The sequence below is a fragment of the Thiomicrorhabdus chilensis DSM 12352 genome, from assembly GCF_000483485.1.
Classification (GTDB): domain Bacteria; phylum Pseudomonadota; class Gammaproteobacteria; order Thiomicrospirales; family Thiomicrospiraceae; genus Thiomicrorhabdus; species Thiomicrorhabdus chilensis.
On sequence record NZ_KI519609.1, the window covers coordinates 1,729,378 to 1,755,753 of the forward strand.

Genomic DNA, 26,376 nt, shown 5'->3' on the forward strand with positions numbered 1-26,376 from the left:
TTAACGCCTTTAACACACTAGCTATCCTTACCCCAAAGGTTTTGAGCCACCAACAAAGCCTGTTTTGTTTCGAGAACATCATGAACACGCAATATCGATGCGCCCTTTTTGGCCGCAACAATCGCGGCGGCCACACTGCCCACCATGCGCTGCTCAACCGCTACATCGCCAGCCAAACTGCCAATCATTCCTTTTCGAGAAACTCCGACAAGCAGTGGGTAAGACAGAGCAACAATCTGCTCCAATTGATGAAACAGGCCAACATTATCCTTTAAACTCTTACCAAAGCCAAACCCTGGATCCAGGATAATTCTATCTTCGGTCATCCCGACAGCTTTACAGGCGGCCACTCTGCGCTGCAAAAATGTCAAAACAGAAGGCACAACCCCCTCTTCATAAACAGGATTCTCCTGCATGGTCCGAGGCTCGCCTTGTTTATGCATTAAACAGACACTGACGTCTGAATTCGCGACCACTTCCAGCGCACCCGGGCATTGTAACGCATTAACGTCATTGATTAGGTCGACATTTTTTGCGATTGCCGCGGACATGACCTCCGGCTTATAGGTATCAACCGAAATGGCAACATCGGATTCCGACCTTACCCAGTCAATAGCCGGCAGAACCCGGCTTAATTCCTCATCAAGTGAGACCGGCAAGGCTCCAGGCCTAGTCGATTCACCTCCGATATCAATAATATCGACTCCAGCCTTAACCATTTCTCTGACCTGATTCCTAACCGCTTCATCGGTTTGCAAACGCCCCCCGTCAGAGAATGAATCCGGCGTCACATTAAGAATCCCCATCACCAATGGAACAGGAATTTGCTGACCTGCCTGAGCCAGCATTAAAGCCCGCAACTTATTCATTATTTACCTCATTGCATAAAAAAACCCCATTAAAGGGGCTTTAAAGGGTGATTAAGAAACTTAATGCAACTTAGGCTCACCATCATCCGGCGCGGCAACTTCGCCGCTCAGATCATCTGAAACCTCATCGGTTTTGTCACCAGATTGGCTTTGAGCGGAAACATCGCCAGAAGAACTGTCGGCTCCATCATCACTCGAAGTCCAACCCTTCGGTTCGCCCGGTGGCAAACCTTCCATGATGTTTTTGATTTGATCGGAATCGATGGTCTCATACTGCATCAATGCCTCAGTCATCACTTCAAGCTTATCGGCATTATCTTTCAATATCTGCTCAGCACGCTGATAGTTTCGGTCAATGATGGCACGAATCTCCATATCAATCTCTTTCGATATCTCACCTGACACATTGGCGTTTCGAGACGTACCCATAAAACTGCCATTATCGTCCTCTTCATACATAAGAGGCCCCAGCTTGTCGGACAAGCCCCACTTGGTGACCATATTACGAGCCAACATAGTCGCTCTTTCAATATCGTTACTCGCCCCTGTCGTTACAGAGTCAGGACCATATATCTGCTCTTCGGCGATACGCCCACCGTATAAACTGGACAGCTGGCTTTCTAATTTACGCTTGCTGTAGCTGTAACTGTCCTCTTCTGGCAGATACATAGTCACACCCAATGCACGTCCGCGCGGCATAATGCTGACCTTATAAACAGGGTCGTGCTCAGGTACCAAATAGCCGACAATGGCATGTCCAGCTTCATGGTAGGCCGTCATTCTGCGCTCTTTTTCGCTCATGACCATGCTTTTACGCTCAACACCCATAATGATTTTGTCTTTGGCTTTCTCGAAATCCGCCTGGGTAACCAGCTTCTCGTTATTACGAGCCGCAAACAATGCTGCTTCGTTTACCAGATTGGCCAAGTCGGCACCTGAAAAACCAGGCGTACCGCGGGCAATCACAGCAGGATTGACATCATCCGCAACGGGCACTTTACGGATATGCACCTTTAAAATCTGCTCGCGGCCACGAATATCAGGCAAACCAACCGTCACCTGACGGTCAAATCGACCCGGACGCAACAACGCAGGGTCCAAGACATCCGCACGGTTTGTCGCGGCAATGACAATCACCCCTTCATTGCCCTCAAAGCCGTCCATCTCGACCAACATCTGGTTAAGTGTCTGTTCACGCTCGTCGTTTCCGCCACCCATACCAGCACCACGACTGCGACCGACCGCATCAATCTCATCGATAAAGATAATGCAGGGTGCATGCGCTTTAGCTTGCTCGAACATATCTCGTACTCGGGAAGCCCCGACCCCGACAAACATCTCTACAAAGTCTGAACCGGAAATAGTGAAGAACGGAACTTGAGCTTCACCGGCAATCGCCTTCGCCAAGAGGGTTTTACCCGTACCCGGAGGACCGACCATCAACACACCGCGCGGAATATTTCCTCCCAGGTTTTGATATTTTGTCGGATCTTTCAGGAAATCGACAATCTCACCCACTTCTTGCTTGGCTTCATCAGCACCAGCGACATCATCCAAAGTCACTTTAACTTGGTCACTGGTGAGCATTCGGGCCTTGCTTTTACCGAATGACATAGGGCCACCTTTGCCGCCCATGCCACCGCCGACAGAGCGCATAAAGAAAATCCACACCGCGATCAACAACAACATCGGGAACCAGGAGATGAAAATTTGCATCAATACACTTTGCTCTTCCGGCGGTTGAGCGGTGATTTTAACCTGGTTATCCAACAGGTCTCCCATCAAACCTGGGTCGCCCGGATTATAGGTGGTAAAGCTGTCACCGCTGACGTAGACACCACGAATCGTAGAGCCTTCGATAGAAACCTTACTGATCTGTCCTTGGTGTACCTGATTAATGAAATCCGAATAATCCAAACGCGTTGCACTGGATTGTGACTTACCACCAAAGTGATTAAATACGGACATCATGATCATGGCCACAACCGTCCATATCAATACATTTTTTAACATATCATTCTTCATGGGTTACCCTTGGTACTCATAAAATTTACAGTTTTGTTACTTTAACACAAATCTTCATAAACCATATTTATGAATGATTGATTTAATTAATCAAGATGATTACTTTTTCCCTCTGGCAAGCAGATAAATTTCCTTGCTTCTGGGTCTGGATGCCTTGGGTTTTCGGGTGATCACTTTCTGGTACTTTTGTCGCAGCGTTTGCAATAACTGATCATAACCTTCACCCTGGAAAACCTTCATCAACAAATCCCCTCCGGGCTTTAAAACCTGATCGGCCAGCTCCACACTTAGCTCTACCAAGTACATGGATCGCGGGATGTCCATCGCCTTGTTGCCACTCATATTCGGAGCCATGTCGGACATCACCACATCCACTTCACGTCCACCTAAGGCATTCAACAATGCCTCATAAACGGCCTCTTCCTGAAAATCACCCTGTATAAAGGTGACGCCGGCAAAAGGTTCGACAGGAAGAATATCAAGCGCAAACACTTCTCCTGTTGCCCCGACCTTATGGGTAGTCCATTGCGACCAACCACCCGGAGCGGCCCCCAAATCGACCACACACATACCCGGCTTGAAAAGCTGATCTTTATCATCAATTTCTTGCAGCTTATAAACTGCACGGGAACGCCAGCCTTCCTGCTTCGCTTTGAGCACATAATGGTCATCAAAATGTTCTTTTAACCAGCCGGAACTCGATTTACTTCTCGCCATCTATTAATTTCTACTACAATACGTGAATAATTTAAATAATAACAAATCTTGGAACTTTCAATGAGCCAACCAGAAAAACTATCCGTCAACCAAAAAAAATACCTGCGCGGAATCGCCCACGGATTAAACCCGATGATCATTATCGGTGCCAATGGGGTGACCGAAAGCCTTATGGCTGAACTGGACAGCACCTTAAGTCACCATGAGATCCTGAAAATCAAAATCGCCAGTGCCGAAAGAGAAGATCGAAAAACCATTATCGACCATGTGATTCAAGAGACAGGAGCCTTACTGGTTCAAAGTATCGGTAAAATATTTGTCATTTACCGACAAAATGAAGAAACCCAACTGCCTTTACCTAAAAAGTAAAAATCAGACCAGGTCACTCCCTAACAGGCCTGCTGATTTTGCCCGTTCGACTCTTTAGCGAACGGGCAAACGTCAAATCAACCTATCCAAGCCTCTTGCCAAGTCTTTTTTAATATCTTCAATCGATTCCAATCCAACCGAAATGCGAATCAGATTATCGGTAATGCCGGCTTGCAATCGTTCCTGAGGGTCGACACGACTATGGGTTGTGGTGGCCGGATGGGTGATACTGGTTTTCACATCCCCCAAGTTAGCGGTAATGGAAAGCATTTTCGTACTGTCGATCACACTCCATGCCTGATCTTGAAAGCCTTTAACCCGGAAACTCACCAGACCTCCTCCCGCACTTTGCTGCTTGGCAGCGAGTTCATACTGAGGATGACTCTCCAACCCGGGATAAAACACCTGCTCAACGGCGGGATGATCAGTCAGCCAGCTAGCCAACTCAAACGCTCTTTGGCAATGCGCTTCCATCCTTACGGACAAGGTTTCCAATCCCTTTAAAAATATCCACGCATTGAAAGGACTCATCGTCGGGCCGGCAGTGCGCATGAAACCGCGTACCGGCTCCTCTATCAATTCGCTTGAACCGATTACCGCCCCGCCTATGGCGCGCCCCTGCCCGTCCAAAAACTTGGTGGCGGAATGAATGACAATGTCAGCCCCTTGTTCCAGCGGTCTTTGTAAAATCGGAGTGCAAAAACAGTTATCCACAATTAATACACAGTCGTTGTCTTTGGCAATTTTTGAAATCGCTTCCAAGTCAGCCACCTCGGTCAAAGGATTTGACGGAGTTTCCAAAAACAACGCTTTGGTATTCGGCTGAATGGCCTCGGCCCATTCAGAAGATTGGGTTTGCGAAACAAAGGTCACTTCAACGCCAAATTTGGATAGGTACTTGTTGAAAAGGACTTTGGTAGTGCCAAAAATACTCTGCGATGAAACGACATGATCACCGGACTGCAACAGCCCCATAAAGGTGGACAGAATAGCCGACATGCCGGAAGCGGTGGCGACACAAGCTTCTCCACCTTCCATCAGCGCCAAGCGATTTTCGAAAGCGCGCACGGTTGGATTAGTGAAGCGAGAATAGACATTACCTTTCTCTTCTCCACTGAATCGTGCCGCAGCTTGTGCAGCAGAGTGATAACGGAAACTGGAAGTAGGGAAAATCGCCTCGCTGTTCTCCTGCTCACCGGTCTGATCGTAGCCGGCTCTTACTGCCAGGGTTTCAATGTCAAATTCTTGCATGTAAATTCTCTAATTCAATAATAAACCGGTTTAACTTCCGTTGTAGATTCCAACCGGTTCTTGCCCCGTCGCTTGTTTGGCTGACTGGGCGGAGTCATTGCGGGCACTATCAATCGAGGCCAAATATTCAGGTGTGATGTCCCCGGTGACGTACTCGCCACTGAAACAGGAAGTATCAAACAACTTGATCTGTTCATTCCCGGCACCCACCGCTTCAATCAAGTCTTCCAGGTCTTGATAAATCAATCTGTCCGCGCCGATAAATTCGCAAATCTCTTCTGTGGTACGGTTATTGGCCACCAATTCAGAAGCGGATGGCATGTCGATCCCGTAAACATACGGAAAACGCACTGCGGGAGCGGCGGAGGCAAAATAGACTTTTTTGGCTCCCGCTTCACGCGCCATTTCAACAATCTGTCCGGAGGTGGTGCCTCGAACAATGGAGTCATCCACCAACAACACATTCTTGCCTTCAAACTCCAGGTCAATCGGGTTCAATTTCTGACGAACCGATTTCTTACGTTTCTGTTGTCCCGGCATAATAAAGGTGCGACCAATATAACGGTTTTTAATAAAGCCTTCGCGATAGGGTTTACCCAATTTAGCTGCCAACTCTATAGCGGAAGTACGGCTGGTGTCCGGAATCGGCATAACCACATCGATGTCATGATCCGTCCACTCTCTTAAAATTTTATCCGCCAACTTCTCACCCATGCGCAAACGCGACTTATAAACCGAGACATCATCGATCATGGAATCCGGACGGGCAAAATACACAAACTCGAAAATACAGGGAGAATACTGTGGATTTTCAGCACATTGCTCGTAAAAAATCTGACCATCTTCCGTGATGACCACGGCTTCCCCAGGTGCCAAATCTTTTTCCAAGGTAAAGCCAGAACCGTCTAGCGCAACCGATTCCGAAGCGATCATGTAATCTGTACCAAATTCCGTTACGCGCTTACCGACGACCACCGGACGCAATGCAAACGGATCCCTGAAAGCGAACACACCAATTGTCGAAATCATACCTACCGCAGCATAGCCTCCGCGTGCACGTTTATGGACGTTGCGAATCGCATTGAAGATATCGTTCTGGTCGATGAAGAGTTTCTTCTGCTGCATCAATTCGTGAGCAAATACATTCAGCAGCACTTCGGAGTCGGAATTGGTATTCAAATGACGCAGGTCTTGACGGTAAATTTCCTGACCCAGCTGTTCGGCATTGGTCAGATTGCCGTTGTGGCCCATTGCAATACCATAAGGAGAGTTTACATAAAAAGGCTGGGCTTCAGCACTTGAAGAAGACCCCGCGGTTGGATAACGTACGTGCCCGATTCCCATTTTTCCATGCAGGTCGCGCATGTGTCGAGTGCGGAACACATCCTTAACCATTCCGTTGTCTTTTCGCTGGTAAAAACGCCCGTTTTCACAGGTCACAATACCGGCGGCATCCTGTCCACGATGCTGCAAAATGGTTAAGGCGTCATATATCTCTTGGCAAACGGCGCTGTCACCAACAGAAACTATCCCAACAATACCACACATAGGGTCACTCTCTTTATAATCAATTAAACGTTCAAAACTTAAATAATCGCGGTTTGAGACGACTATTTTACCTGTACTATTTGCGATTGGGTATGCAAAGCCCGATCTATTTTCTGTTTATCTCTTAATGCGGCCTCTCTGGAGTCATAGGGCCCGGTTCGAACCGAAAAGGTTTTGCTCACCGGAAATTCCTTTATCCAAACCTCATAGTCGCGATCCAGCATCCCCAGTACCTTATTGGCGTTGCTGAGTTTTTTATAAGCCGCCACCTTAAGCAGCCATTGCGATTTTGGCTCGGATTCACCGGATTGAACCGCAGCGGCCTGCTGACCCTTCTCAATCGTGGCCATTCCCTCTGCCTGCTCCGATTCCGTCTTCACAGCCGGGGCAACAGCCGAGGCTTGTGGCGACTGGATTGGCTCGGCTGCTTTTTCTTCCCGGCCCTTGCCTGGAAGCACATACGCCTGCTGCACAAGCGGCACCGACTGTTCTACCGTATCTGAGCGAGCCCCTTCCGGCTGAAAATTGACCGGATTGCTGTACCACCCGGGCACAATTAAAATCAATAAAGACAACCAGATCGCCGCACCAATTAATCGAAACTTGCTTACTTCGTCCATAGTCTCTCTAACAATCTAAGTCCTGTTGAACCTTAAGTGCCTCCATGGCTTGGGACACCGTGAAAAACGACCCCCAAACCAGAGCAGGCATAGAATCCATTCCGCTCGCTTCAGAAACCGCCTCCGCAATGGATGACATTTTTTTGATGTGCGACTCTGCAACCCCACATTCCATCAGCAACGCGTGTAAATCCGACAGCGAGCTCGATCTGGGAATATTCAGGTCGGCAATCAACCACGTCTCAATCCAGGGGGCCATCAACTGTATCATCGGCTTGCTGTCTTTATCATTCAATACCGAAAACACCGCGCAAAATTTTGATCTGTCGGGAGAAGAGGCCAAATAGTCGGCCAAAGCCTTAGCCGACTGAGGATTGTGCGCCACATCCACCAGCCAGGACTGCGCTCCACAAAAGAACGCCTGCAAACGTCCGGGATTAGACACTTGGGTCAAACCCTGCTCGACCGAACTTCGGCTGACGGGTAAACGATCATACACCTCAGACAATAAGGCGAGCACCCCAGAGGCGTTCTGCAACTGGAAGCCGCCTTTTAAAGCCGGTAAAGGCCATGTAGCGGATAGAACATCATTGCCTGCAAACGAAAATGACCAGGCCTGCTCATTTTGGGAAAAGACAAAATCGACTCCCAAACACTTCAAAGGCACTTGATGTTTTTTGGCGTAATCGAACAAACTGGCAGGCGCTAGCGGGTCAGAACACACCGCCGGGCAATTCGGCCGAGTGATTCCGGCTTTCTCGATGGCGATTTGCTCGCGATCATCGCCTAGCCACTCTATATGATCCACGTCAATCGCCGTAATCAGCGCGGCATCGGCATCCACCAGATTGACCGCATCCAAACGCCCGCCCAAGCCCACTTCAAGCACCGCCACGCCAACATCAGCCTGTTTGAAAATCAACAGCGCGGCCAGTGTGGAAAACTCAAAATAGGTCAATTTGGTCTGACCACGAGCCGCTTCTATTTCAACAAAGGCATCCACAATCTGCTGATCCGACACCATTTCGCCATTCACTTGAATACGCTCATTAAAACGTAAAATATGAGGCGAAGTGTAGGTGCCGACCCGATACCCCTGTTGCTTGAGTATGGCTGACAACATGGCCACACTTGAACCCTTGCCATTGGTACCGGCCACACTGATAACAAAAGGGGCAGGCCTGTCCACTTTGAGCTGGCGTGCGACCTGTGAAACACGTTCAAGCCCGAGATCGATCTCCTGAGCATGCAAAGCCAACAGCCAGTCGATCCAAGTCTGCAAAGTGTCCTGTCGGGACGGGGTTTTCATACGAAAAATTTTCCGGTAGACAACAACATCAAGCGGATTTATTCATCAGCATCTTACAGATGCTCGACAACTCGTCTCTTAAGTCATGTCGGTGGATGATTCGATCGATGGCACCATGTTCCAATAAGAATTCACTGCGCTGGAAGCCTTCCGGCAATTTTTCACCTACCGTCTGTGCAATGACGCGCGGGCCGGCGAAACCGATCAAAGCCTTGGGTTCAGCCACATTGAGGTCACCCAGCATGGCAAAACTCGCCGAAACGCCCCCCATAGTCGGATCGGTCAGCACCGAAATATAAGGCAGACCTTTGGCACGCAACCGACCCAAAGCGGCACTGGTTTTTGCCATCTGCATTAAAGAAAACAAGGCTTCCTGCATGCGTGCGCCGCCACTGGCGGAGAAACAGATAAACGGACATTCACGCTCAATCGCCTCATTGACGGCACGTACAAACTTCTCACCCACAACCGAGCCCATAGAGCCCCCCATGAATTTAAATTCAAACGCCGCTGTCACCACTTCCAAACCATTGATGGTACCGACTTCGGTAATCAGGGCATCCTTTTCACCCGTGGCTTTCTGGGCCTGAGAAATTCGATCCTTATATTTCTTGATATCGCGGAACTTGAGCGCATCCACCGGTGAAATAGAGGCCGAAATCTCTTGATTTGAACCTTCGTCCAAAAAAACGTGCAGGCGGTCACGGCCACCCAGTCTCATGTGATGGTTGCACTTTGGACAAACCTCTTGATTACGTTTCACTTCAGAACGATACAAGGTGCTTTCACACTTGGGACATTTGGTCCAAAGCCCTTCTGGAACTGAACTCTTACGTTCGGTAACCTGCTTAATACTCGGTAGGATTTTTTCAAACCAGTTCATGCTTCACTCCTGAACTTATTGTGCATCTGCGCGATCGATCGCGGCACGGAATTCTGTCATTTTCTTGCCTAAAGCAAGTTCAACTTCATATAAATCTTCATGGGCGTTCGCTTCAATCAAACTCACCAGAGCAGAGCCGACAATGACGGCATCGCCCAACTGCGCCATTTCAAAGGCCGCTTCACCATTACGAATACCAAAACCGATGCCGATTGGAAGAGACAAACGCCCTCTCAAACGGTTCACTTGCTCGGCCACATCACCCGCATTCAGTTCACTTGATCCGGTCACGCCTTTTAGCGAAACGTAATAAACGAAACCGCTGCCTTTTTCATTCACCGCCGCCAAGCGGGATTCCGGCGTGGTTGGCGAAACCAGATACACGCGATCCAAACCTGCCCCTTGCAAGGCTTCCAGATAGCCCATGCTCTCCTCGGGCGGCATGTCCACGGTCAAGACCGCATCTACACCAACCGATTGAGCCGCCGCGGAAAACGCCTCATAACCTTCCGCTTCAATCGGATTGAGATAACCCATTAATATCACCGGGGTGTGCTCATCCTGCTCGCGAAACACACGCACATACTCCAACACGTCATCCAAACTCACATTGTGTTTCAGAGCTCGTTCAACCGCCTTTTGAATGACCGGACCATCCGCCATCGGATCGGAAAACGGCACACCCAACTCGATCATGTCTGCGCCTTTTGACACCAACAGATGCATCAACGAAACTGTCGCATTCGGATTAGGATCACCCGCAGTAATATAAGGGATTAAAGCGGTTTTACCTTGGGCTTTCAAAGCCTCAAACTTTTTTTGAATTCTACTCATTATTGCATCCTAAAACTCGAAACCTTCAATCTGCGCGATGGTGTTCATATCTTTATCGCCGCGCCCTGAAAGGTTCACGATAATCACTTGATCCTTGTCCATGGTCGGTGCCAACTTGGTCGCGTAAGCGATCGCATGACTGGTCTCCAGGGCGGGGATAATGCCTTCATACTTGGTCAAATCTCTGAATCCCTGCAAGGCTTCTTCGTCATCGATCGCCACATAATTGGCTCGTCCAATGTCTTTCAACCAAGCGTGCTCCGGCCCTACTCCGGGATAATCCAGGCCTGCCGAAATGGAATGGGTTCCAATAATCTGACCGTTTTTATCCTGCATCAGATAGGTACGGTTACCATGTAAAACCCCTGGAGTTCCTGCGCACAATGGTGCCGCATGCTGCCCAGTCTCAAGACCGTGTCCGGCCGCTTCGACACCGTAAATGGCCACGCCTTCATCCGGCAAAAACTCATGGAACAGTCCAATAGCGTTCGAGCCACCGCCGACACAGGCAATCAAGGCATCCGGCAGTTTACCTTCCTTTTCTAGCACTTGCTGTCGCGCTTCGCGGCCGATTACGGCTTGAAAGTCACGTACCATTGCCGGATAAGGGTGTGGCCCGGCAACCGTGCCAATAATGTAAAAAGTATCGTCCACGTTCGTCACCCAGTCACGCATGGCTTCATTCAACGCGTCCTTGAGTGTACGGGTGCCGGACTCTACCGCCACGACTTTGGCTCCCAGCATCTTCATACGAGCCACATTCGGAGCCTGTCGAACCACGTCATCCGCACCCATATAAACCACACATTCCAACCCCAAGCGAGCGGCCACCGTCGCACTGGCTACGCCATGTTGACCGGCACCGGTTTCGGCAATGATGCGGGTTTTACCCAAACGTTTGGCAAGCAAAGCCTGACCAATGGTGTTATTGACCTTATGGGCACCGGTATGGTTCAAATCTTCACGTTTCAGGTAGATTTTTGCTCCGCCCAAACTTTCCGACCATCGCTGAGCATAATAAAGGGGGGTAGGACGTCCGACGTAATCACGCAAGTCGTCACTTAATTCGCTCAAAAAGGCTGAATCATTTTTAAGGCTTTGATATTCCTGATTCAGTTGCTCCAAGGCAGCCATCAGAGTTTCAGGAGCGAAAATCCCCCCATAAGGCCCAAAATGACCGTGTTCGTTAGGAAACTTTGAAAAATCTACTGTCATTCAACTGTACTCATCACTTGTTGCATAAATAATTTCACCGTGTCGGGAGCTTTCACTCCCTTAGTCGCTTCCACACCTCCGGAAACATCCACGGCCCAAGGTCCAACTTTACGAATCGCCTGTGCGACATTTTCCGCTGTCAATCCACCCGCCAAGATAATCGGCAAAGCGCAGTCAGACGGCACCCAGCCCCAATTAAACTGTTCTCCTGTCCCCCCCGGAACACCCGGTTTATAGGCATCCAACAACAATCCAGCGGCAGAAGCATAACATTTGCTCAGCTCTTCCAGATCGGTCTCTTCGCGCATGCGTACCGCTTTCATGTAAGCCACACCAAACTGCTCGCAAAACTCAGGGGACTCTTCACCATGAAACTGCAGAAGATCAATCTGGACGTTTTCCAAAACCGAACGCACATACTGCTCGCCCGGGTTCACAAACAGGGCGGTCTTGCTGACAAACGCCGGCATGGCTTTAGCAATAAGACAGGCCTGCTCAATTTCCACATGACGCGGACTGGGGTCATAAAACACCAAACCGATGGCATCGACTCCGGCTTTTGACACCATTAAGCCATCCTCCACCGAGGTGATGCCACAGATCTTGACTCGTGTTCTCATTGCTGAACTCATTGCTGAACTCATTGCCACAGTACCTCATCCACCTTTACTAGCGGAATGTCATACTCATCCGGGTAGAGCGCATTCACAAAATACAAACCTGAAGCCGGCGCAGTGGCCGCCGCCTGGGTTCGGTCCTCAAGCTGTAAAAGTTCGTCCACCCATTCAATCGGCTTTTCGCCCCGACCAATTTTCATCAAGGTGCCGCTGATATTGCGGACCATGTGATGTAAAAAAGCATTGGCCTGAATATCTATAAAAACGAAATCGCCTCGGCGACTGACCTCCACGGACTGAACATTACGCCTGGCATGGGATGCTTGACAGGCCGCGGCTCGAAAAGAAGAGAAATCCTGTTCACCAATCAGTGCCTGAGCGGCTAAATGCATATTTCGTTCATCCAAGGGACGCTCTTCCCACGTGACTCTGTCCGCCAATACCGCAGAATGCACCTTACGATTGAAAATCACATAACGATACTGGCGGGCAACCGCTGAAAACCGAGCATGAAAGTCATGCGCAACCACTTTAGACCAGGCCACCCGAATATTTCCAGGCAAGTTAGTATTCACTCCCTGTACCCAGGCTTTAAGCGGCCGTTGAACGCTGGTTTCAAAGTGCACCACCTGACCGACTGCATGAACCCCAGTATCGGTTCGACCGGCACAGTGCACATCCACGGGCTCGGCAGCAATTCGAGCCAAGGCCTGCTCTACCAGACCTTGAACCGACTCACAATGCGACTGTCGCTGCCAGCCACAATAATGTGTTCCCTGGTATTCAACACCCAAAGCAATTCGATTATGCAATTGTCATCGCCTAAAAATCATCAACCTCGCCAAAGCGCCAACTGGCTTACAGATACTTTTCAATCAGCAACTCGGCAATCTGTACTGTATTGGTGGCAGCGCCTTTACGGACATTGTCCGCGACCACCCACAAGTTCAGTCCATTTTCGACAGTGATGTCTTCACGAATACGTCCGATATAAACCGGATTGGTATCGGCCGCATCAGTTACTGCGGTTGGATAGCCCCCGTCAACATGTTCATCGATCAGCACCACGCCTTCCATTTCTGAATAAAGCGTCTTGGCCTGTTCAGCAGTAATTTTTTTGTCGGTTTCAATATGCACCGCTTCACTGTGGCCGTAAAAAACCGGAACTCGAACAGCGGTTGGATTCACTAAGATGCTCTCATCCTGCATGATTTTTTTGGTCTCCCAGACCATTTTCATCTCTTCTTTGGTGTATCCGTTTTCCATGAATACATCAATTTGCGGAATGCAGTTAAAGGCAATCTGCTTAGGATAGACTTTCGCCTGAACCGGCTTCATGTTCAACAAATCTGCTGTCTGCTGTGCCAACTCTTCAATGGCGTCCTTTCCAGTTCCGGAAACCGCTTGATAGGTGGCCACGTTGATGCGTTTGATGCCGACCGTATCGTAAATCGGCTTCAAGGCGACCAGCATTTGGATGGTTGAGCAGTTAGGATTCGCAATGATTCCGCGAGTCTTATAATCGGCGACCGCTTCCGGGTTAACTTCAGGCACAACCAGTGGAATGTCATCGTCGTAACGGAATTGTGAGGTGTTATCAACCACCACACAACCGGCTTCCGCAGCTTTTGGCGCATAGACGGCCGACACGCTCGCACCCGGAGAAAACAGGCCAATCTGTACTTGAGAGAAATCAAATGTTTCCAGATCCTGTACTTCGACCCAACCCCCGTTGAATTGCAGTTTTTTTCCGGCTGAGCGACTGCTCGCCAAAGGATACAATTTACCTACCGGAAAGTTGCGTTCCTCCAATACCTTTAAAATGGTTTCGCCCACTGCTCCAGTGGCACCTACGACTGCAATATCGTACAACTTAGTCATGACCTTCTCTTCCTTATTGCTGGACGATTTACTCACAATCGCCTCAATACTAAAATTATCTCACTGCCCGTCTTAGCGGACAGCGCTCAGCTTGACACCTTATTCGTTTTCACTGTTCTCTTTTTCAGAGAAATCATTCAGTGTGGCTTTTGAATTAACGTGCTTGCGCTCTTCAGGCAAACTGACTATCAGCCCCCCTTCCGTTAACTCGCGACTTTCACCAATAAACTTGCCGCCGGCTTCAATGGTAACCTCACCACAAATCAATTCACCGATCAGTTTCCCAGAGGCCAAAATATCAATGCGTTCGCAGGCTACCTTGCCTTCCAGAACGCCACTCAACACGATGGAGCGTGCTTTGACGAAGCCGGTGACTTCACCCTGTTTACCGATGGATACGTCATAGTCACTGTCAATAATGCCATCCAAACGTCCATCCACATGCAAGGCTCCGCCTAATTCGCTGAATTCGCCGCTAAAGACACACCCCGGCGCAATAATTGTTTTTCCACTCTCTTCACGCGCTCGTTGACGGCTTGACTTAAAGATCCCCATGGTACCCCTTCCACCTCTTGGAAAATGCTGTCGTAATTCTGCAAACTCCACTCGACAAATGGAGCCGGGTTAAGTTTACGTTGCACAAATGACACCTCGTAATGCAAATGGTTACCGGATGAAAGGCCGGTTGAACCGATCCCACCAATCACATCCCCTTGGCTTACAAGCTGTCCGGTCTTAACATCCAAACGGCTCAAATGGCCGTAATGGGTTTTAAACCCATTGGAATGGGAAAGAATGATCAGATTGCCAAAACCACTGTTCTTGTGATAACCGGCATATTCAACCACGCCATCTGCTGTGGCAATCACGGAGGCACCTTTCTCCCCCCGATAATCAATACCTCGATGAAACTGTTTGCTTCCACGAACCGGATGCGTTCGCCAACCATATGAGCTGCTGACCCCCACAAAATTGGCGACAGGACGCCCATTTGGGGTCATTTCCATCATCAGGCTCTTACCCAAGGTGTTTAGCTGAACCAGCTTCACCCGTTCTTCAACGGGTCTTTCCGGTTCTTCTGCACTGGTGCTGGTACCAATCAACTCTTCCAGCCCCTGAAGCGTCTGATCGAGCAACTCGGCTTGTCGAGTCTTTTCCGCTAACTCATCTTCAAGCAATCGTTTTTCGGAAGCTACATGAATAAAGTCATTCTTTTTTTCGTTTAACACCTGCTCGTAGCTTTTGACCGCTTGCAAATGCTGACTCTCTATCTGACTGGCCTGATGGCTGAGCCACCAAATCGTTAGAGCGCCTCCTCCCCAAATAAGAAGAAAACCAAACAACAAAATCCACGCAAATCGTTTAAACACCTGTTTAAACGAATAATCCCGTGCACCATGCACATCGCTAATGGTGATAGTGAAATGATTTCTCATTCAAACGGCTCAGTCGTATACAGCTTAAAGCGCTGCAACCACCGCATCCCCCATTTCACTGCAGGTGACTAACTGGCTGCCATCAGAATGAATATCGCCGGTACGCAAACCTTGATCCAATACTTTCCCAACTGCAGTTTCAATCTTCTCGGCAAGATCTTCGCGCCCCAAAGAGTAACGCAACATCATCGCGGCCGACAAGATTGTCGCCAATGGGTTGGCTTTGTTTTGACCAGCGATATCCGGTGCGGAACCGTGACTCGGTTCATACATACCTTTATTATTGGCATCCAGTGATGCCGAAGCCAGCATGCCGATAGACCCCGTCAACATAGAGGCCTCATCGGATAAAATATCACCAAACATATTACCCGTGACCATAACGTCAAACTGCTTTGGATTCAACACCAACTGCATGGCTGCATTATCGACATACATGTGCTTCACTTCCACTTCCGGGTATTCTTTGGCGACATCATCCACGATTTCACGCCACAACTCAGTCACTTCCAAAACATTGGCTTTGTCGACCGAAGTCAGTTTCTTATTGCGTTTCATCGCCGCCTGAAAAGCCACATGCGCGATGCGCTTGATTTCAGACTCGGAGTAGACATAAGTATTAAACCCTTGGCGCTCACCATTATCCAAGGTACGAATGCCGCGAGGCTGGCCAAAATAGATGCCGCCGGTCAACTCACGCACAATCAGAATATCCAACCCAGCAACCACTTCCGGCTTAAGCGTGGAGGCCGAAGCCAATTGAGGATAAAGGAAAGCCGGGCGCAGATTGGCGAACAACTCCATCTCGGAACGCAAGCGCAACAAACCCTTCTCGGGTCGCACCGAAATATCAAGCGACTCCCATTTATAGCCCCCTACAGCCCCTAAAAGAACCGCATCAGACGCCTTGGCCGCCGCCATGGTTTCATCCGCAAGAGGCACGCCGTGAACGTCATAAGCGGCACCGCCCACCAAATCTTCAGTCATATTAATATCCAGACCATCGGAAACCTTTAAAGCCTCCAATACCTTAATCGCTTCGGCCGTAATTTCAGGACCAATTCCATCACCTGGTAATACCAATACTTCTTGTGTCATCTCACTCTCTCAACTGTTAATCTGCAAAAATTTTAAATTCGGTTTTCTGCCTAGGGCACAACGCTAAGCGTTAAACATCCAAGGTGAAGTCTGTCTGCGTTTTTCTTCATAACTGCGAATCTCGTCCGCATGCTGCAACGTCAGACCAATATCATCCAGCCCGTTCAACAAACAATGGCGGCGGAAGCTGTCAACTTCAAATTCTATGGCTTCGCCATTCGGCTTGACAAGCTTCTGGGCTTCCAAGTCGACGGTCAATTCATACCCCTCTTGAGCAAAAACCTCTTCAAACAGCTTGTCGACAACCTGTTCATCCAGCACAATCGGTAAGATTCCGTTTTTGAATGAGTTATTGAAGAAAATATCCGCAAAACTAGGCGCGATCACCACATCAAAACCATAGTCTTTCAATGCCCATGGCGCGTGTTCGCGACTTGAACCACAACCGAAGTTTTCACGCGCCAATAAAATTTTGGCACCCTGATAACGCGGCTGATTCAAAACAAAGTCTTTTCTCAACGGACGGTTACTGCAATCCTGGCCAGGTTCACCGACATCTTCATAACGCCACTCATCAAATAGGTTAGGGCCAAAACCACTGCGTTTAATTGACTTCAAAAACTGCTTCGGAATGATTGCATCCGTGTCCACATTAGCGCGATCCATCGGCGCAACGATTGCGCTAAACTTGATAAACTTATCCATCTTTATTCTCCACTCCCACGCTTACAAATAATCACGCACATCGACAAAATGACCCGCCACTGCCGCCGCCGCGGCCATTTGAGGACTTACCAGGTGAGTTCGACCACCCGCACCCTGGCGTCCTTCGAAATTGCGATTTGAAGTGGAGGCACAATGTTTACCGGTCGGAAGCTTATCGGCATTCATCGCCAAGCACATTGAACATCCCGGGTTGCGCCATTCAAAACCAGCCTCAATAAAAATTTTATCCAGCCCCTCTTTCTCAGCCTGCAACTTAACCAGTCCAGAACCCGGAACGGCTAACGCCTGCTCAACCGTCGCAGCGACTTTTTTACCTTTCAACACTTCGGCGGCGGCTCGAAAGTCCTCGATACGCGAATTGGTACAAGAACCGATAAACACATAATCCACCGGAATTTCAGATATCGCCATATCGGCCTGTAAGCCCATATAATCCAAAGCGCGCTGAATGCCTCCGGCCTTCACCGAATCCGCTTCTTTCGCCGGATCCGGAATTCTGCCATTTACATCCAACACCATCTCCGGGGACGTGCCCCAAGAAACCTGCGGCTGAATTTTAGAACCGTCGATTTCAACGACTTTGTCGAACACGGCATCGTCGTCAGACTTCAAGTCCTGCCAAGCCTCTACCGCTGCATCCCATTGCTCTGCGGTAGGCGCAAAAGGACGACCTTTCACGTATTCAATCGTCTTCTCATCCACTGCCACTAGGCCGACACGTGCGCCGGCTTCGATGGCCATGTTGCAAACCGTCATACGGCCTTCAACCGACATGTCACGGAACACCTGCCCGCCAAACTCGATTGCGCAACCGTTGCCGCCCGCCGTGCCGATGGCTCCGATGATCGCCAAAACGACATCCTTAGGGCCAACCCCAGCCTGCAATTCACCGTCCACTTTGACCAGCATGTTTTTCATTTTTTTCTGAATCAGGCATTGGGTAGCCATAACGTGCTCGACTTCAGAGGTACCGATACCGTGCGCCAAAGCCCCCAAAGCCCCATGAGTCGCGGTATGGGAATCGCCACACACCACAGTCATACCCGGCAAAGTCGCCCCTTCTTCCGGACCGACAACGTGAACAATGCCTTGACGCGGATCACCCATGCCAAATTCGGTGATTCCAAACTCTTTGGTATTCATACCCAAGGTTTGTACCTGAATGCGTGAAACAGGATCCACAATCGAATCCACGCCGCCACTCAAATCGGTGGTTGGCACATTATGATCCGGTGTCGCCAGGTTCGCGTCCACTCTCCAGGGTTTGCGACTGGCCAAACGCAGCCCTTCAAACGCCTGAGGAGAAGTCACTTCATGCAACAATTGACGATCAATATAAATCAACGCGGTGCCGTCTTCTTCCTGACGCACCACATGAGCATCCCACAACTTGTCATATAAAGTCTTTCCTGGCATCGCTTTCAACCTAACTCACGTAAAATTTAAAAAATAGTCATGAATTATATCATTTCATCCAGCCGACTAAAGAGTAAAATACACCCAAGATTCATCAATCAAGCTAGAGTTTTATGAGCTATTCAGTCAAAGAGGTTTTTTATTCCCTGCAAGGTGAAGGGTTTCACAGCGGACGTCCCGCCATATTCTGCAGAATGAGCAAATGCAATCTCTGGAGCGGGCGCGAAGCCGATCGTTCGGAGGCGGTTTGCCAATTCTGCGACACCGATTTCATCGGCACCGACGGACAAAATGGCGGACGCTTTGCAGACGCCGAAGCCCTGAGTCAGCACCTATTGCAATTTTGGCCCCAAGAGACCCAAACCACACCCTTTGTCGTACTGACCGGCGGTGAACCGCTGCTGCAAGTTGACCAAGCCTTGATAGACAAGCTTCATCAGCACGGTTTTGAAGTTGCCGTGGAAACCAACGGTACCAAATTAGCGCCCGACGGCATCGATTGGATCTGCGTCAGCCCCAAAGCCAACGCTCCTTTGCTTCTTGACCATGGCAAGGAACTCAAACTGGTTTACCCTCAAACCGACCTGCCGCCTGAAAAAGTCGCGCACCTGGCGTTCGATTTTTTCTTTTTGCAACCTATGGACGACGCCGACCCGACTGTCAGCGCAAACAATATTAAAATGGCGGTTCAATACTGCCTATTGCATCCACAATGGAAACTCAGCCTGCAAACCCATAAACTGCTTGGAATAGATTGATTGCACATTCATAACAAACTACCAGGCCTGCTCAAATTCAAACGAGACCTATGAAAAACCCATCTACCCATTCATCCACGTCCTTAACCGTTGAAGGCTTAACTCATGACGGCCGCGGGGTGGCCAAAATCGACGGTAAAGCCGTGTTTGTCGATCAAGCCATCCCCGGCGACCGAATTGAGGCCAGAATCACACGCCAGCACAGCAAATACGATGAGGCAACTCTACTGGAAATCACCACTCCGTCAAAAGATCGGGTCGAGCCCTTTTGCCCTCATTACCAAACCTGCGGCGGTTGCCAACTGCAACACATGTCGGTAGCCGCCCAGCAATTCTGGAAAACCGAAAACTTCTTAACACGACTGACCCAGTCTGTGAACTCTGAAAACTGCACAATCTGCGAGCCCATTAGCGCGTCCGACCGAGGCTATCGTCGGCGGGCACGTCTTGGCCTGGCCATTGGTAAAAAGGATAAGGTCGCCAAACTCGGATTTCGCCAAAAGGAATCCAACGAGCTGGTGGATATCGAATCCTGCCCCATACTGAGCGCCCCACTCAACCAAGCCATCCAAAAGCATCGCCCAATTTTATTGGAACAAGCCAGCCGCAACTACAAAGAACTCACACTTGTGGAAGCCGACAATGGCGTATTTGGGCTTAACGAGCCAAGCGGTAGCCAACCTTTTTATAAGCTCAATGGACTCAAACTCAACTTCCCTCAAGACGGCTTCATTCAGGTCAACCGTCAAGTCAATGTGCAAATGGTCGAACAAGCTCTGGAGTGGCTTGAATTGCAACCCGAACACCGGGTATTGGATCTCTTCTGCGGGGTCGGCAACTTCACCTTGCCGATCGCCCAGCACGTCCACCAAGTCACCGGCATTGAAGGCGTTGCCGAGCTGGTTGAGTACGCCAGCGACAATGCTGACCAAAATGGCTTAGAGAACGCCAACTTCCACAAAGCCGATCTGTTTGACGACTTCCGTTCAAAGCCTTGGTTCAAAAAACAGAGTTACCAACGCATCCTGCTTGATCCAGGCCGACAAGGCGCTTTTGAAATTTGCAAACAATTGTCACACCTCAAAGCCGAGATCATTGTGTACGTTTCCTGCAATGCTGCGACCTTGATCCGTGACATCAAGGAGCTGGAAGCCTACGGCTATCAACTCAGCCAAGCCTGCATGATCGACATGTTCCCGCATACCACCCACACCGAAGTCATGGTGCAGCTCAGAAAAACCAAAAAAGCCAAAATCCGCAAACCCAAACGCGACATCTTCAAGTTTTAAACTTTCAAACACCTCTATTGAATTCAAAGTGAGAGGCGGTCAATTTTGAGCCTCTTTTTTTGCAAACTCACCCCCCCACTATTTCAAAACAACTTAATCAGTGATATAGTTTTATCTAAAATATTAATTAGCTTAAACTAACTTTTTAGTTAGTCGCGACTTTTAAAAAGATAAGCTTTCGCTTTTTTGCCGTTAGCCAATCAATAAAGAACTGAACACCAATATGTTAAAAACAACACTGAATAAACAAATCACCCTTATTTCACTTTGCCTTGCCATGCTGTTTGCAAGCATCAACGCCCAAGCGAAACTCAATATCGTGACCACCACAGGCATGATTGCAGACCTGACCCAGAACATCGGCGGAGATGAAGTGGAGGTGACCGCCTTAATGAACACCGGAGTCGACCCCCACCTTTACAAAGCCACACAAGGGGATCTGCGCAAACTGATGAAAGCCGATATCATTTTCTATAACGGCTTGCATCTGGAAGGCAAGATGCAGGATATTTTTGAAAAAATGGCACGTAAAAAACCAGTTTATGCCATATCCGAGAAGTTGCCGAAAAACCGCATTCTGCATCACGGCCAATATCCCGACCCGCACATCTGGTTTGACGTATTACTATGGAAACAAGCGGGAGAACGTGTTCTGGAGTTGCTTAACAAACATGAACCGGACAAAAGTGTGCTTTTCACGGCGAATGCCAATCTCTATTTTGACAAACTGGAAGCCTTGAACTTATGGGCGGCCCAGCAAGTTGCGAGCATTCCCGAAGCACAACGCATTCTGATTACCGCCCATGACGCGTTCGGCTATTTTGGGCAGGCCTATCAAATCAAGGTCATGGGCTTGCAAGGAATCAGCACCGCTTCGGAATTTGGTTTGCAGGACATCAAACAACTTAAAGAGGTGATTGTTGCCAATCAGGTGAAGGCGGTATTTGTTGAATCCTCCGTCTCGCCGCGTTTCATCAACTCTTTGGTTGAAGGAGTCGAAGCTGAAGGGCATCAGCTCAAAATCGGAGGAGAACTGTTTTCTGACGCCATGGGCCTTCCCGACACCGAGGAAGGTACCTATTTAGGCATGGTAAAACACAACGTCAACACCATCGTCAGTGCCTTGAAAGGCCAATCAAAACCAACCCCTTAGGAGCCTGACCTGAATGACGCAAACCACTCGACCCTCCCCGATTTCAGTCAACAACCTCAATATGCGGTACCAATACAAGCCGGTATTGACGGATGTGAGTTTTGAGATTCCCGAAGGCAAAACCATCGCCATCGTTGGCCCTAACGGTGCGGGCAAATCTACCCTGCTCAAAGGCATCATGGGACTGGAACCGCTAATGGAAGGCGAAGTCAAATTCTTTGGCGAACCGCTGGCGCAAAAACGCCTGGCCACGGCCTACGTGCCGCAACGCGAGGAAATTGACTGGGATTTCCCGATCAAAGTCATGGACGTCGTTCTGATGGGTCGCCACGGTCAGCTCAAACTCTGGCAAAGGCCTTCAAAACTCGACCATGAAATTGCCGAACAGGCGCTTAAAGACCTGCAAATGTGGGAGTTTAAAGACCGTCAAATCAGCCAGCTTTCTGGCGGGCAACAACAAAGGGTTTTCTTGGCGCGCGCTCTGGCGCAACAAGCCAGCCTCTACCTGATGGATGAGCCTTTTGCTGGCGTCGATGTGGCCACGGAAAAAGCCATCATCGAACTGTTCAAGAACCTAAAAGCGCAAGGAAAAACCATTGTCTGCGTGCACCACGACCTGAACACGGTCGGAGAGTATTTTGACTGGATCATTTTCATCAATGCCCGACTGGTGGCCGCCGGCCCGGTGGAGAGTGTCCTTACCAAGGAAAATCTCAACAAAACCTATGGCGGACGTTTATCCCTGCTCAACGACCTCACCGAGCAGATGTATCGCACACGCCTCAACCAAGCTCACAAACACGATTAGAGGCCGTTATCCGCTATGCAAGAATGGAATCTGATCCAACAACCAGGCACTTGGGAGCTGCTCATTGAGTTCTGGTCCTTTGAAGACATGAACGCTTTGTGGGTGCTGATGGGCAGTATCCTGCTGGGCATGAGTGCTTCGGTCATCGGCGGCTTTGCCTTTTTAAGAAAACGCTCATTGATTGGAGATGCCCTGGCTCACGCCGCCCTTCCAGGGGTGATGATGGCCTTTCTGCTGTTTCAAACCCGCGATCCTTTAGTCATGTTTCTGGGAGCCCTAACCAGCAGTTTCATAGGCTTCTTTCTAATCGACTGGCTGCCCAAAAATACCAAAATCAAACCGGACACCGCACTGGCGATCACCCTGTCCTTCTTCTTCGCGTTGGGTCTGATGCTACTCTCCCACATTCAAGGCCTGCAAGTAGAAAACAAAAGCGGGCTGGATAAAATCCTCTTTGGGCAAGCCGCCGCCATGACCCAGCAAGACATCACCTTACTGGCTTATGTAACGGTGTTTATATTGGTGGCGGTCACGGCCTTTTTCCAGAAGTTCCGATTAATTGCTTTCAGTGCCATTTATGCCCGCAGTCTGGGTGTGCCTGTGGCCTTATATGAGCTTTTACTGGCCTTGCTGATTGTCATGTCTGTGGTGGTGGGACTGCAATTGGTCGGCGTGGTTCTGATGGCGGCCGTCTTGCTCACACCCATAGCGGCCGCGCGTTTCTGGAGTGATCAACTCACGACCATTCTCTTTCTGTCTGCTTTTTTTGGTGCCTTAAGCGCCTTGATCAGCACGCAAATTTCTTATTTAGCGCCAGCCATGCCAACCGGACCGTGGATGGTTGTCAGCTTGGCCAGTCTCTTTCTGCTCTCTTTACTGTTTGCGCCAAGTCGAGGCCTGATCAAACGCTATTGGCAACAACGCCAACTGCGTCAAAAAGTCTCCGAGGAAAACGTCTTAAGAACCCTTTACAAACTCTATGAGCGACGACAGTTTGAGCAAAATGATTTCAATATCGCCGATATACAAGCCTTGCGCAGCATGCCGACCGACATGCTCAAAGATACTCTAAAGCATTTATGCAAAAAACAGATGATTCGGGAATCCATGCGCGGCTTTTGCCTGAGCAAAGAGGGGTTGGAAATCGCCACTCAGCTCACGCGTCGCCACCGCCTGTGGGAAAATTACCTGAATCAATATATGGACTTGCCTGCCGACCAGGTGCATTCTCAGGCGGAACGGATCGAGCACATCCTCACCCAGGAACAGGAATGGCAACTTGAAGCCGAACTGAAAAACCGGAAATCCGACCCACACGGCAATCCGATACCTGAAAACACGGAGGGCATGAGTCGTGATAAATGATGTGTGGATTTTAGCCACCGCCTCTTTGGTCGCGATCTCCTGCGCCCTAGTCGGGGTATTTTTAATTTTACGTCGTCAGGCACTGATGGGCGACGCCATCAGCCATTCGGTATTACTGGGCATTGTGCTCGCCTTCCTGATTTCGGAAAGCCGCTCCCTGCCGGTCATGCTCGCCGGCGCAGTGATCATCGGCCTAATAACGGCCTGGTTGAGCGATACCTTACACAAGGTCGGCAAACTGCAAAGTGACGCCAGTATCGGCATCGTCTTCACTTTGTTTTTTGCCATTGGGGTTATTTTGATATCCCTCTATGCTGGCCAAGTGGACTTGGATCAGGAATGCGTGCTCTATGGGGAAATCGCCTTTGTGCCATTTGACACCATCATCTGGGGCTCGTCCGAACAGGGACTGGATATCGGTCCCAGGGCCTTCTGGATGATCAGCGTGGTTTTTGTGATTGTTCTGGCCAGCATTCTGGTGGCTTTCAACCGCCTGCAGACCGTCGCCTTTCATCCCAGCTTGGCACTCTCGCTCGGAATCAATGTGGTCTTCTGGCACTATTTCCTGATGACCCTGGTCTCTTTGACAACCGTCGCCTCTTTTGACGCCGTCGGTGCCATATTGGTGGTCGCGTTATTGGTCATACCGGCAAGCAGTGCCTACTTGCTGGCTTCAACCCTTAAAAACATGCTCTGGCTCGCCGTGATTTATGCACAATCTGCCGTCTTGATCGGCTATGCACTGGCCTATGCATTGGACAGTGCGATTTCGGCATCGATCGCCGTCACCTCCGGCGTGTTATTGGGCCTTACCATCCTCGGTTTGCAGGTTCATAAAATACGTCTTCGCAGACAAGGAAAGGCGACGCTATTGGAAAAAGCCTAGGCATTCCAATACAAAAGATGTAAACGAGATAAAAGACATCAAAGAAGACATAAGACTAGAAACAAACCTTAAAACGCGATTTTAAAAACCAGCAGGCCTGGTTAAGGAAGCTCTGATTCAATCAGAGGCTCCTAAAAAAGTCTCAAGGTTCCAGTTGAGGCAGCAAAACCTGCTCTATATACTGCGCCACCCCTTCTTCGGAGTTGGATGGTGCATAATTGGCCTGGTCAAACAGCGCCTTGACCGAATCGGCGGCGTTTTCCATAATCACGCGATGCCCGACCAACTGCAACATCTCCTTGTCATTCATGCCATCCCCCAAAGCCACCGTCTCCTCGGGTAGAATGCCGTTTTGCGTCAACAGCATCTGCAACGCCCGGCCTTTAGAGACCCCAAGGTTCATGATTTCCAAATACTCGGGCGAAGTGAAAGTGATGCTCAATTGCCCATGAAAGGCCTCTTTGAGGGCTTTTTCAAGCGGCAACAGCACCTCATGATCCGCTGTAAAATAAATCTTGTCGATATGCTTGAGCTCCAAATCCGCAAAGTCGGTCATCTCATACTCAAAGCCAGATTGGTCATGAATCGCCAGCAAAGCTTCATGGGGCTCCTCCACCAGCCATAAATCCTGCTGATAGAGATTGCGATGAATCTCAAAACCCTCTGACAACGCCAGGACCTGCGCCACCAATTCATCAGGAATATGATTTTCGTAAAGGATTTGCCCATGTGCATCATGCACTCTGGCTCCGTTTGAGGTAATCAGGCTCATCTCGACCCCAAGTTTCTGGGCAATCAAATACACATCCTGATAATGCCGCCCGGTCGCAAACATAAATTGCACTCCCCGTTCAACCAGCTTGTTGACGGCGGAAATGGTTCTGGCGGTCAGTTTATGATCCTGATTCAACAAGGTACCGTCCAAATCCGAGACCACCAACTTGATGGGATGGGTTTTATCAAAGGTGGAATTTTGCTGATTAGAGAGTTGACTCATAGATTCAATCGGTTAGCGCTTATGCCGTTAAAGGAAAATCAACAGGCCTGTCCAAATTAAACAAAGGTCCTATCATGGTTTTTGAATTCTAACGGTTTCGGCCTGGGCTATCAAACCTTCTATCAAAGGACGGCAGCCGCCGCAGCCTTGGCATGCATAGGTCAAATCGCTGACCTGTTCGACGCTCTTTACCCCTTCTTGAATCGCTGTAAGGACTTCGGCACGAGACACATCGTAACAGCTGCATACCTGCACTAGAGTTTGATCCAGAGACTTGGAATTTGAGGCATTTTGAGTCATCATTAA

At 49.4% G+C, this 26,376-nt stretch carries 27 protein-coding genes; 7 read left to right on the forward strand and 20 right to left on the reverse strand.

The window, feature by feature from the left end; translation table 11 throughout:
- Positions 1-17: 17 nt before the first annotated feature.
- The 3 genes from folP to rlmE all read right to left on the reverse strand — a co-directional run bounded on the left by folP (position 18) and on the right by rlmE (position 3,611).
- A complete protein-coding gene (gene folP, locus B076_RS0108290; protein WP_084205738.1) occupies positions 18-869 on the reverse strand; it encodes a dihydropteroate synthase in 852 nt (283 codons plus the stop codon).
- A 60-nt stretch (positions 870-929) separates the two neighbouring features.
- The gene (ftsH, locus tag B076_RS0108295) at positions 930-2,894 is read right to left on the reverse strand and encodes an ATP-dependent zinc metalloprotease FtsH (protein ID WP_028486891.1); all 1,965 of its coding nucleotides are present in this window, start codon (positions 2,892-2,894) and stop codon (positions 930-932) included.
- A gap of 99 nt (positions 2,895-2,993) precedes the next feature.
- The gene (rlmE, locus tag B076_RS0108300) at positions 2,994-3,611 is read right to left on the reverse strand and encodes a 23S rRNA (uridine(2552)-2'-O)-methyltransferase RlmE (protein ID WP_028486892.1); all 618 of its coding nucleotides are present in this window, start codon (positions 3,609-3,611) and stop codon (positions 2,994-2,996) included.
- A 60-nt stretch (positions 3,612-3,671) separates the two neighbouring features.
- Between rlmE and yhbY the strand changes: the two genes are divergently transcribed.
- Positions 3,672-3,980 (forward strand): ribosome assembly RNA-binding protein YhbY, encoded by a 309-nt coding sequence (yhbY, locus tag B076_RS0108305; RefSeq protein WP_028486893.1) that lies wholly within the window; start codon positions 3,672-3,674, stop codon positions 3,978-3,980.
- Between the two features lie 72 nt (positions 3,981-4,052).
- Here yhbY and B076_RS0108310 read toward each other — a convergent pair whose 3' ends face one another.
- The 15 genes from B076_RS0108310 to leuC form a co-directional block, all read right to left on the reverse strand.
- Positions 4,053-5,231 (reverse strand): O-succinylhomoserine sulfhydrylase, encoded by a 1,179-nt coding sequence (locus B076_RS0108310; protein WP_028486894.1) that lies wholly within the window; start codon positions 5,229-5,231, stop codon positions 4,053-4,055.
- Positions 5,232-5,261: 30 nt separating this feature from the next.
- A complete protein-coding gene (gene purF / locus B076_RS0108315; protein ID WP_028486895.1) occupies positions 5,262-6,779 on the reverse strand; it encodes an amidophosphoribosyltransferase in 1,518 nt (505 codons plus the stop codon).
- Between the two features lie 62 nt (positions 6,780-6,841).
- Positions 6,842-7,399, reverse strand: a complete 558-nt coding sequence (locus B076_RS0108320) for an SPOR domain-containing protein (RefSeq protein WP_028486896.1) — start codon at positions 7,397-7,399, stop codon at positions 6,842-6,844.
- Between the two features lie 7 nt (positions 7,400-7,406).
- Positions 7,407-8,708, reverse strand: a complete 1,302-nt coding sequence (folC, locus tag B076_RS0108325; protein WP_028486897.1) for a bifunctional tetrahydrofolate synthase/dihydrofolate synthase — start codon at positions 8,706-8,708, stop codon at positions 7,407-7,409.
- A 28-nt stretch (positions 8,709-8,736) separates the two neighbouring features.
- The gene (gene accD, locus B076_RS0108330) at positions 8,737-9,591 is read right to left on the reverse strand and encodes an acetyl-CoA carboxylase, carboxyltransferase subunit beta (RefSeq protein WP_028486898.1); all 855 of its coding nucleotides are present in this window, start codon (positions 9,589-9,591) and stop codon (positions 8,737-8,739) included.
- Positions 9,592-9,606: 15 nt separating this feature from the next.
- The gene (gene trpA / locus B076_RS0108335) at positions 9,607-10,425 is read right to left on the reverse strand and encodes a tryptophan synthase subunit alpha (RefSeq protein WP_028486899.1); all 819 of its coding nucleotides are present in this window, start codon (positions 10,423-10,425) and stop codon (positions 9,607-9,609) included.
- 9 nt (positions 10,426-10,434) lie between these two features.
- Positions 10,435-11,640 carry a tryptophan synthase subunit beta gene (gene trpB, locus B076_RS0108340; RefSeq protein ID WP_028486900.1) on the reverse strand — a complete coding sequence of 402 codons (1,206 nt, stop codon included), beginning with the start codon at positions 11,638-11,640 and terminating at the stop codon, positions 10,435-10,437.
- Positions 11,637-12,272 carry a phosphoribosylanthranilate isomerase gene (locus B076_RS0108345; protein WP_245566343.1) on the reverse strand — a complete coding sequence of 212 codons (636 nt, stop codon included), beginning with the start codon at positions 12,270-12,272 and terminating at the stop codon, positions 11,637-11,639. The genes trpB and B076_RS0108345 overlap by 4 nt, the downstream gene beginning before the upstream one ends.
- A gap of 8 nt (positions 12,273-12,280) precedes the next feature.
- Positions 12,281-13,069 carry a tRNA pseudouridine(38-40) synthase TruA gene (gene truA / locus B076_RS0108350; RefSeq protein ID WP_028486902.1) on the reverse strand — a complete coding sequence of 263 codons (789 nt, stop codon included), beginning with the start codon at positions 13,067-13,069 and terminating at the stop codon, positions 12,281-12,283.
- 46 nt (positions 13,070-13,115) lie between these two features.
- Complete coding sequence (locus tag B076_RS0108355) at positions 13,116-14,138, reverse strand: aspartate-semialdehyde dehydrogenase (RefSeq protein ID WP_028486903.1); 1,023 nt, start codon at positions 14,136-14,138, stop codon at positions 13,116-13,118.
- A 99-nt stretch (positions 14,139-14,237) separates the two neighbouring features.
- The gene (locus B076_RS13190) at positions 14,238-14,693 is read right to left on the reverse strand and encodes a bactofilin family protein (protein WP_084205739.1); all 456 of its coding nucleotides are present in this window, start codon (positions 14,691-14,693) and stop codon (positions 14,238-14,240) included.
- On the reverse strand, positions 14,594-15,574 hold the full coding sequence (locus B076_RS0108365) for a M23 family metallopeptidase (RefSeq protein WP_028486904.1): 981 nt from the start codon (positions 15,572-15,574) through the stop codon (positions 14,594-14,596). The genes B076_RS13190 and B076_RS0108365 overlap by 100 nt, the downstream gene beginning before the upstream one ends.
- A 24-nt stretch (positions 15,575-15,598) precedes the next feature.
- On the reverse strand, positions 15,599-16,672 hold the full coding sequence (leuB, locus tag B076_RS0108370) for a 3-isopropylmalate dehydrogenase (protein ID WP_028486905.1): 1,074 nt from the start codon (positions 16,670-16,672) through the stop codon (positions 15,599-15,601).
- A gap of 63 nt (positions 16,673-16,735) precedes the next feature.
- The gene (leuD, locus tag B076_RS0108375) at positions 16,736-17,377 is read right to left on the reverse strand and encodes a 3-isopropylmalate dehydratase small subunit (RefSeq protein WP_028486906.1); all 642 of its coding nucleotides are present in this window, start codon (positions 17,375-17,377) and stop codon (positions 16,736-16,738) included.
- Positions 17,378-17,398: 21 nt separating this feature from the next.
- Positions 17,399-18,814: a 3-isopropylmalate dehydratase large subunit gene (gene leuC, locus B076_RS0108380; protein WP_028486907.1), complete on the reverse strand. Its 1,416-nt coding sequence runs from the start codon at positions 18,812-18,814 to the stop codon at positions 17,399-17,401.
- 113 nt (positions 18,815-18,927) lie between these two features.
- Here leuC and queE point away from each other — a divergent pair, with 113 nt between their 5' ends.
- From queE to B076_RS12525, 6 genes are all read left to right on the forward strand, one after another.
- Positions 18,928-19,572, forward strand: coding sequence for a 7-carboxy-7-deazaguanine synthase (gene queE, locus B076_RS0108385; protein ID WP_028486908.1), 645 nt, complete (start codon positions 18,928-18,930; stop codon positions 19,570-19,572).
- A gap of 50 nt (positions 19,573-19,622) precedes the next feature.
- A complete protein-coding gene (gene rlmD / locus B076_RS0108390) occupies positions 19,623-20,861 on the forward strand; it encodes a 23S rRNA (uracil(1939)-C(5))-methyltransferase RlmD (protein ID WP_028486909.1) in 1,239 nt (412 codons plus the stop codon).
- Between the two features lie 223 nt (positions 20,862-21,084).
- Positions 21,085-22,014, forward strand: coding sequence for a metal ABC transporter solute-binding protein, Zn/Mn family (locus B076_RS0108395; RefSeq protein ID WP_028486910.1), 930 nt, complete (start codon positions 21,085-21,087; stop codon positions 22,012-22,014).
- 13 nt (positions 22,015-22,027) lie between these two features.
- On the forward strand, positions 22,028-22,822 hold the full coding sequence (locus tag B076_RS0108400; protein ID WP_028486911.1) for a metal ABC transporter ATP-binding protein: 795 nt from the start codon (positions 22,028-22,030) through the stop codon (positions 22,820-22,822).
- Between the two features lie 15 nt (positions 22,823-22,837).
- A complete protein-coding gene (locus tag B076_RS0108405; protein ID WP_028486912.1) occupies positions 22,838-24,187 on the forward strand; it encodes a metal ABC transporter permease in 1,350 nt (449 codons plus the stop codon).
- Positions 24,177-25,073, forward strand: a complete 897-nt coding sequence (locus B076_RS12525; RefSeq protein ID WP_051347261.1) for a metal ABC transporter permease — start codon at positions 24,177-24,179, stop codon at positions 25,071-25,073. The genes B076_RS0108405 and B076_RS12525 overlap by 11 nt, the downstream gene beginning before the upstream one ends.
- Positions 25,074-25,215: 142 nt before the next feature.
- On the opposite strand, the gene B076_RS0108415 is transcribed toward B076_RS12525, so the two are convergent.
- Together B076_RS0108415 and B076_RS0108420 are read right to left on the reverse strand one after the other, a co-directional pair.
- Positions 25,216-26,070: an HAD family hydrolase gene (locus B076_RS0108415; protein WP_051347262.1), complete on the reverse strand. Its 855-nt coding sequence runs from the start codon at positions 26,068-26,070 to the stop codon at positions 25,216-25,218.
- Between the two features lie 72 nt (positions 26,071-26,142).
- On the reverse strand, positions 26,143-26,373 hold the full coding sequence (locus B076_RS0108420; RefSeq protein WP_038150498.1) for a (2Fe-2S)-binding protein: 231 nt from the start codon (positions 26,371-26,373) through the stop codon (positions 26,143-26,145).
- Between the last annotated feature and the right edge of the window lie 3 nt (positions 26,374-26,376).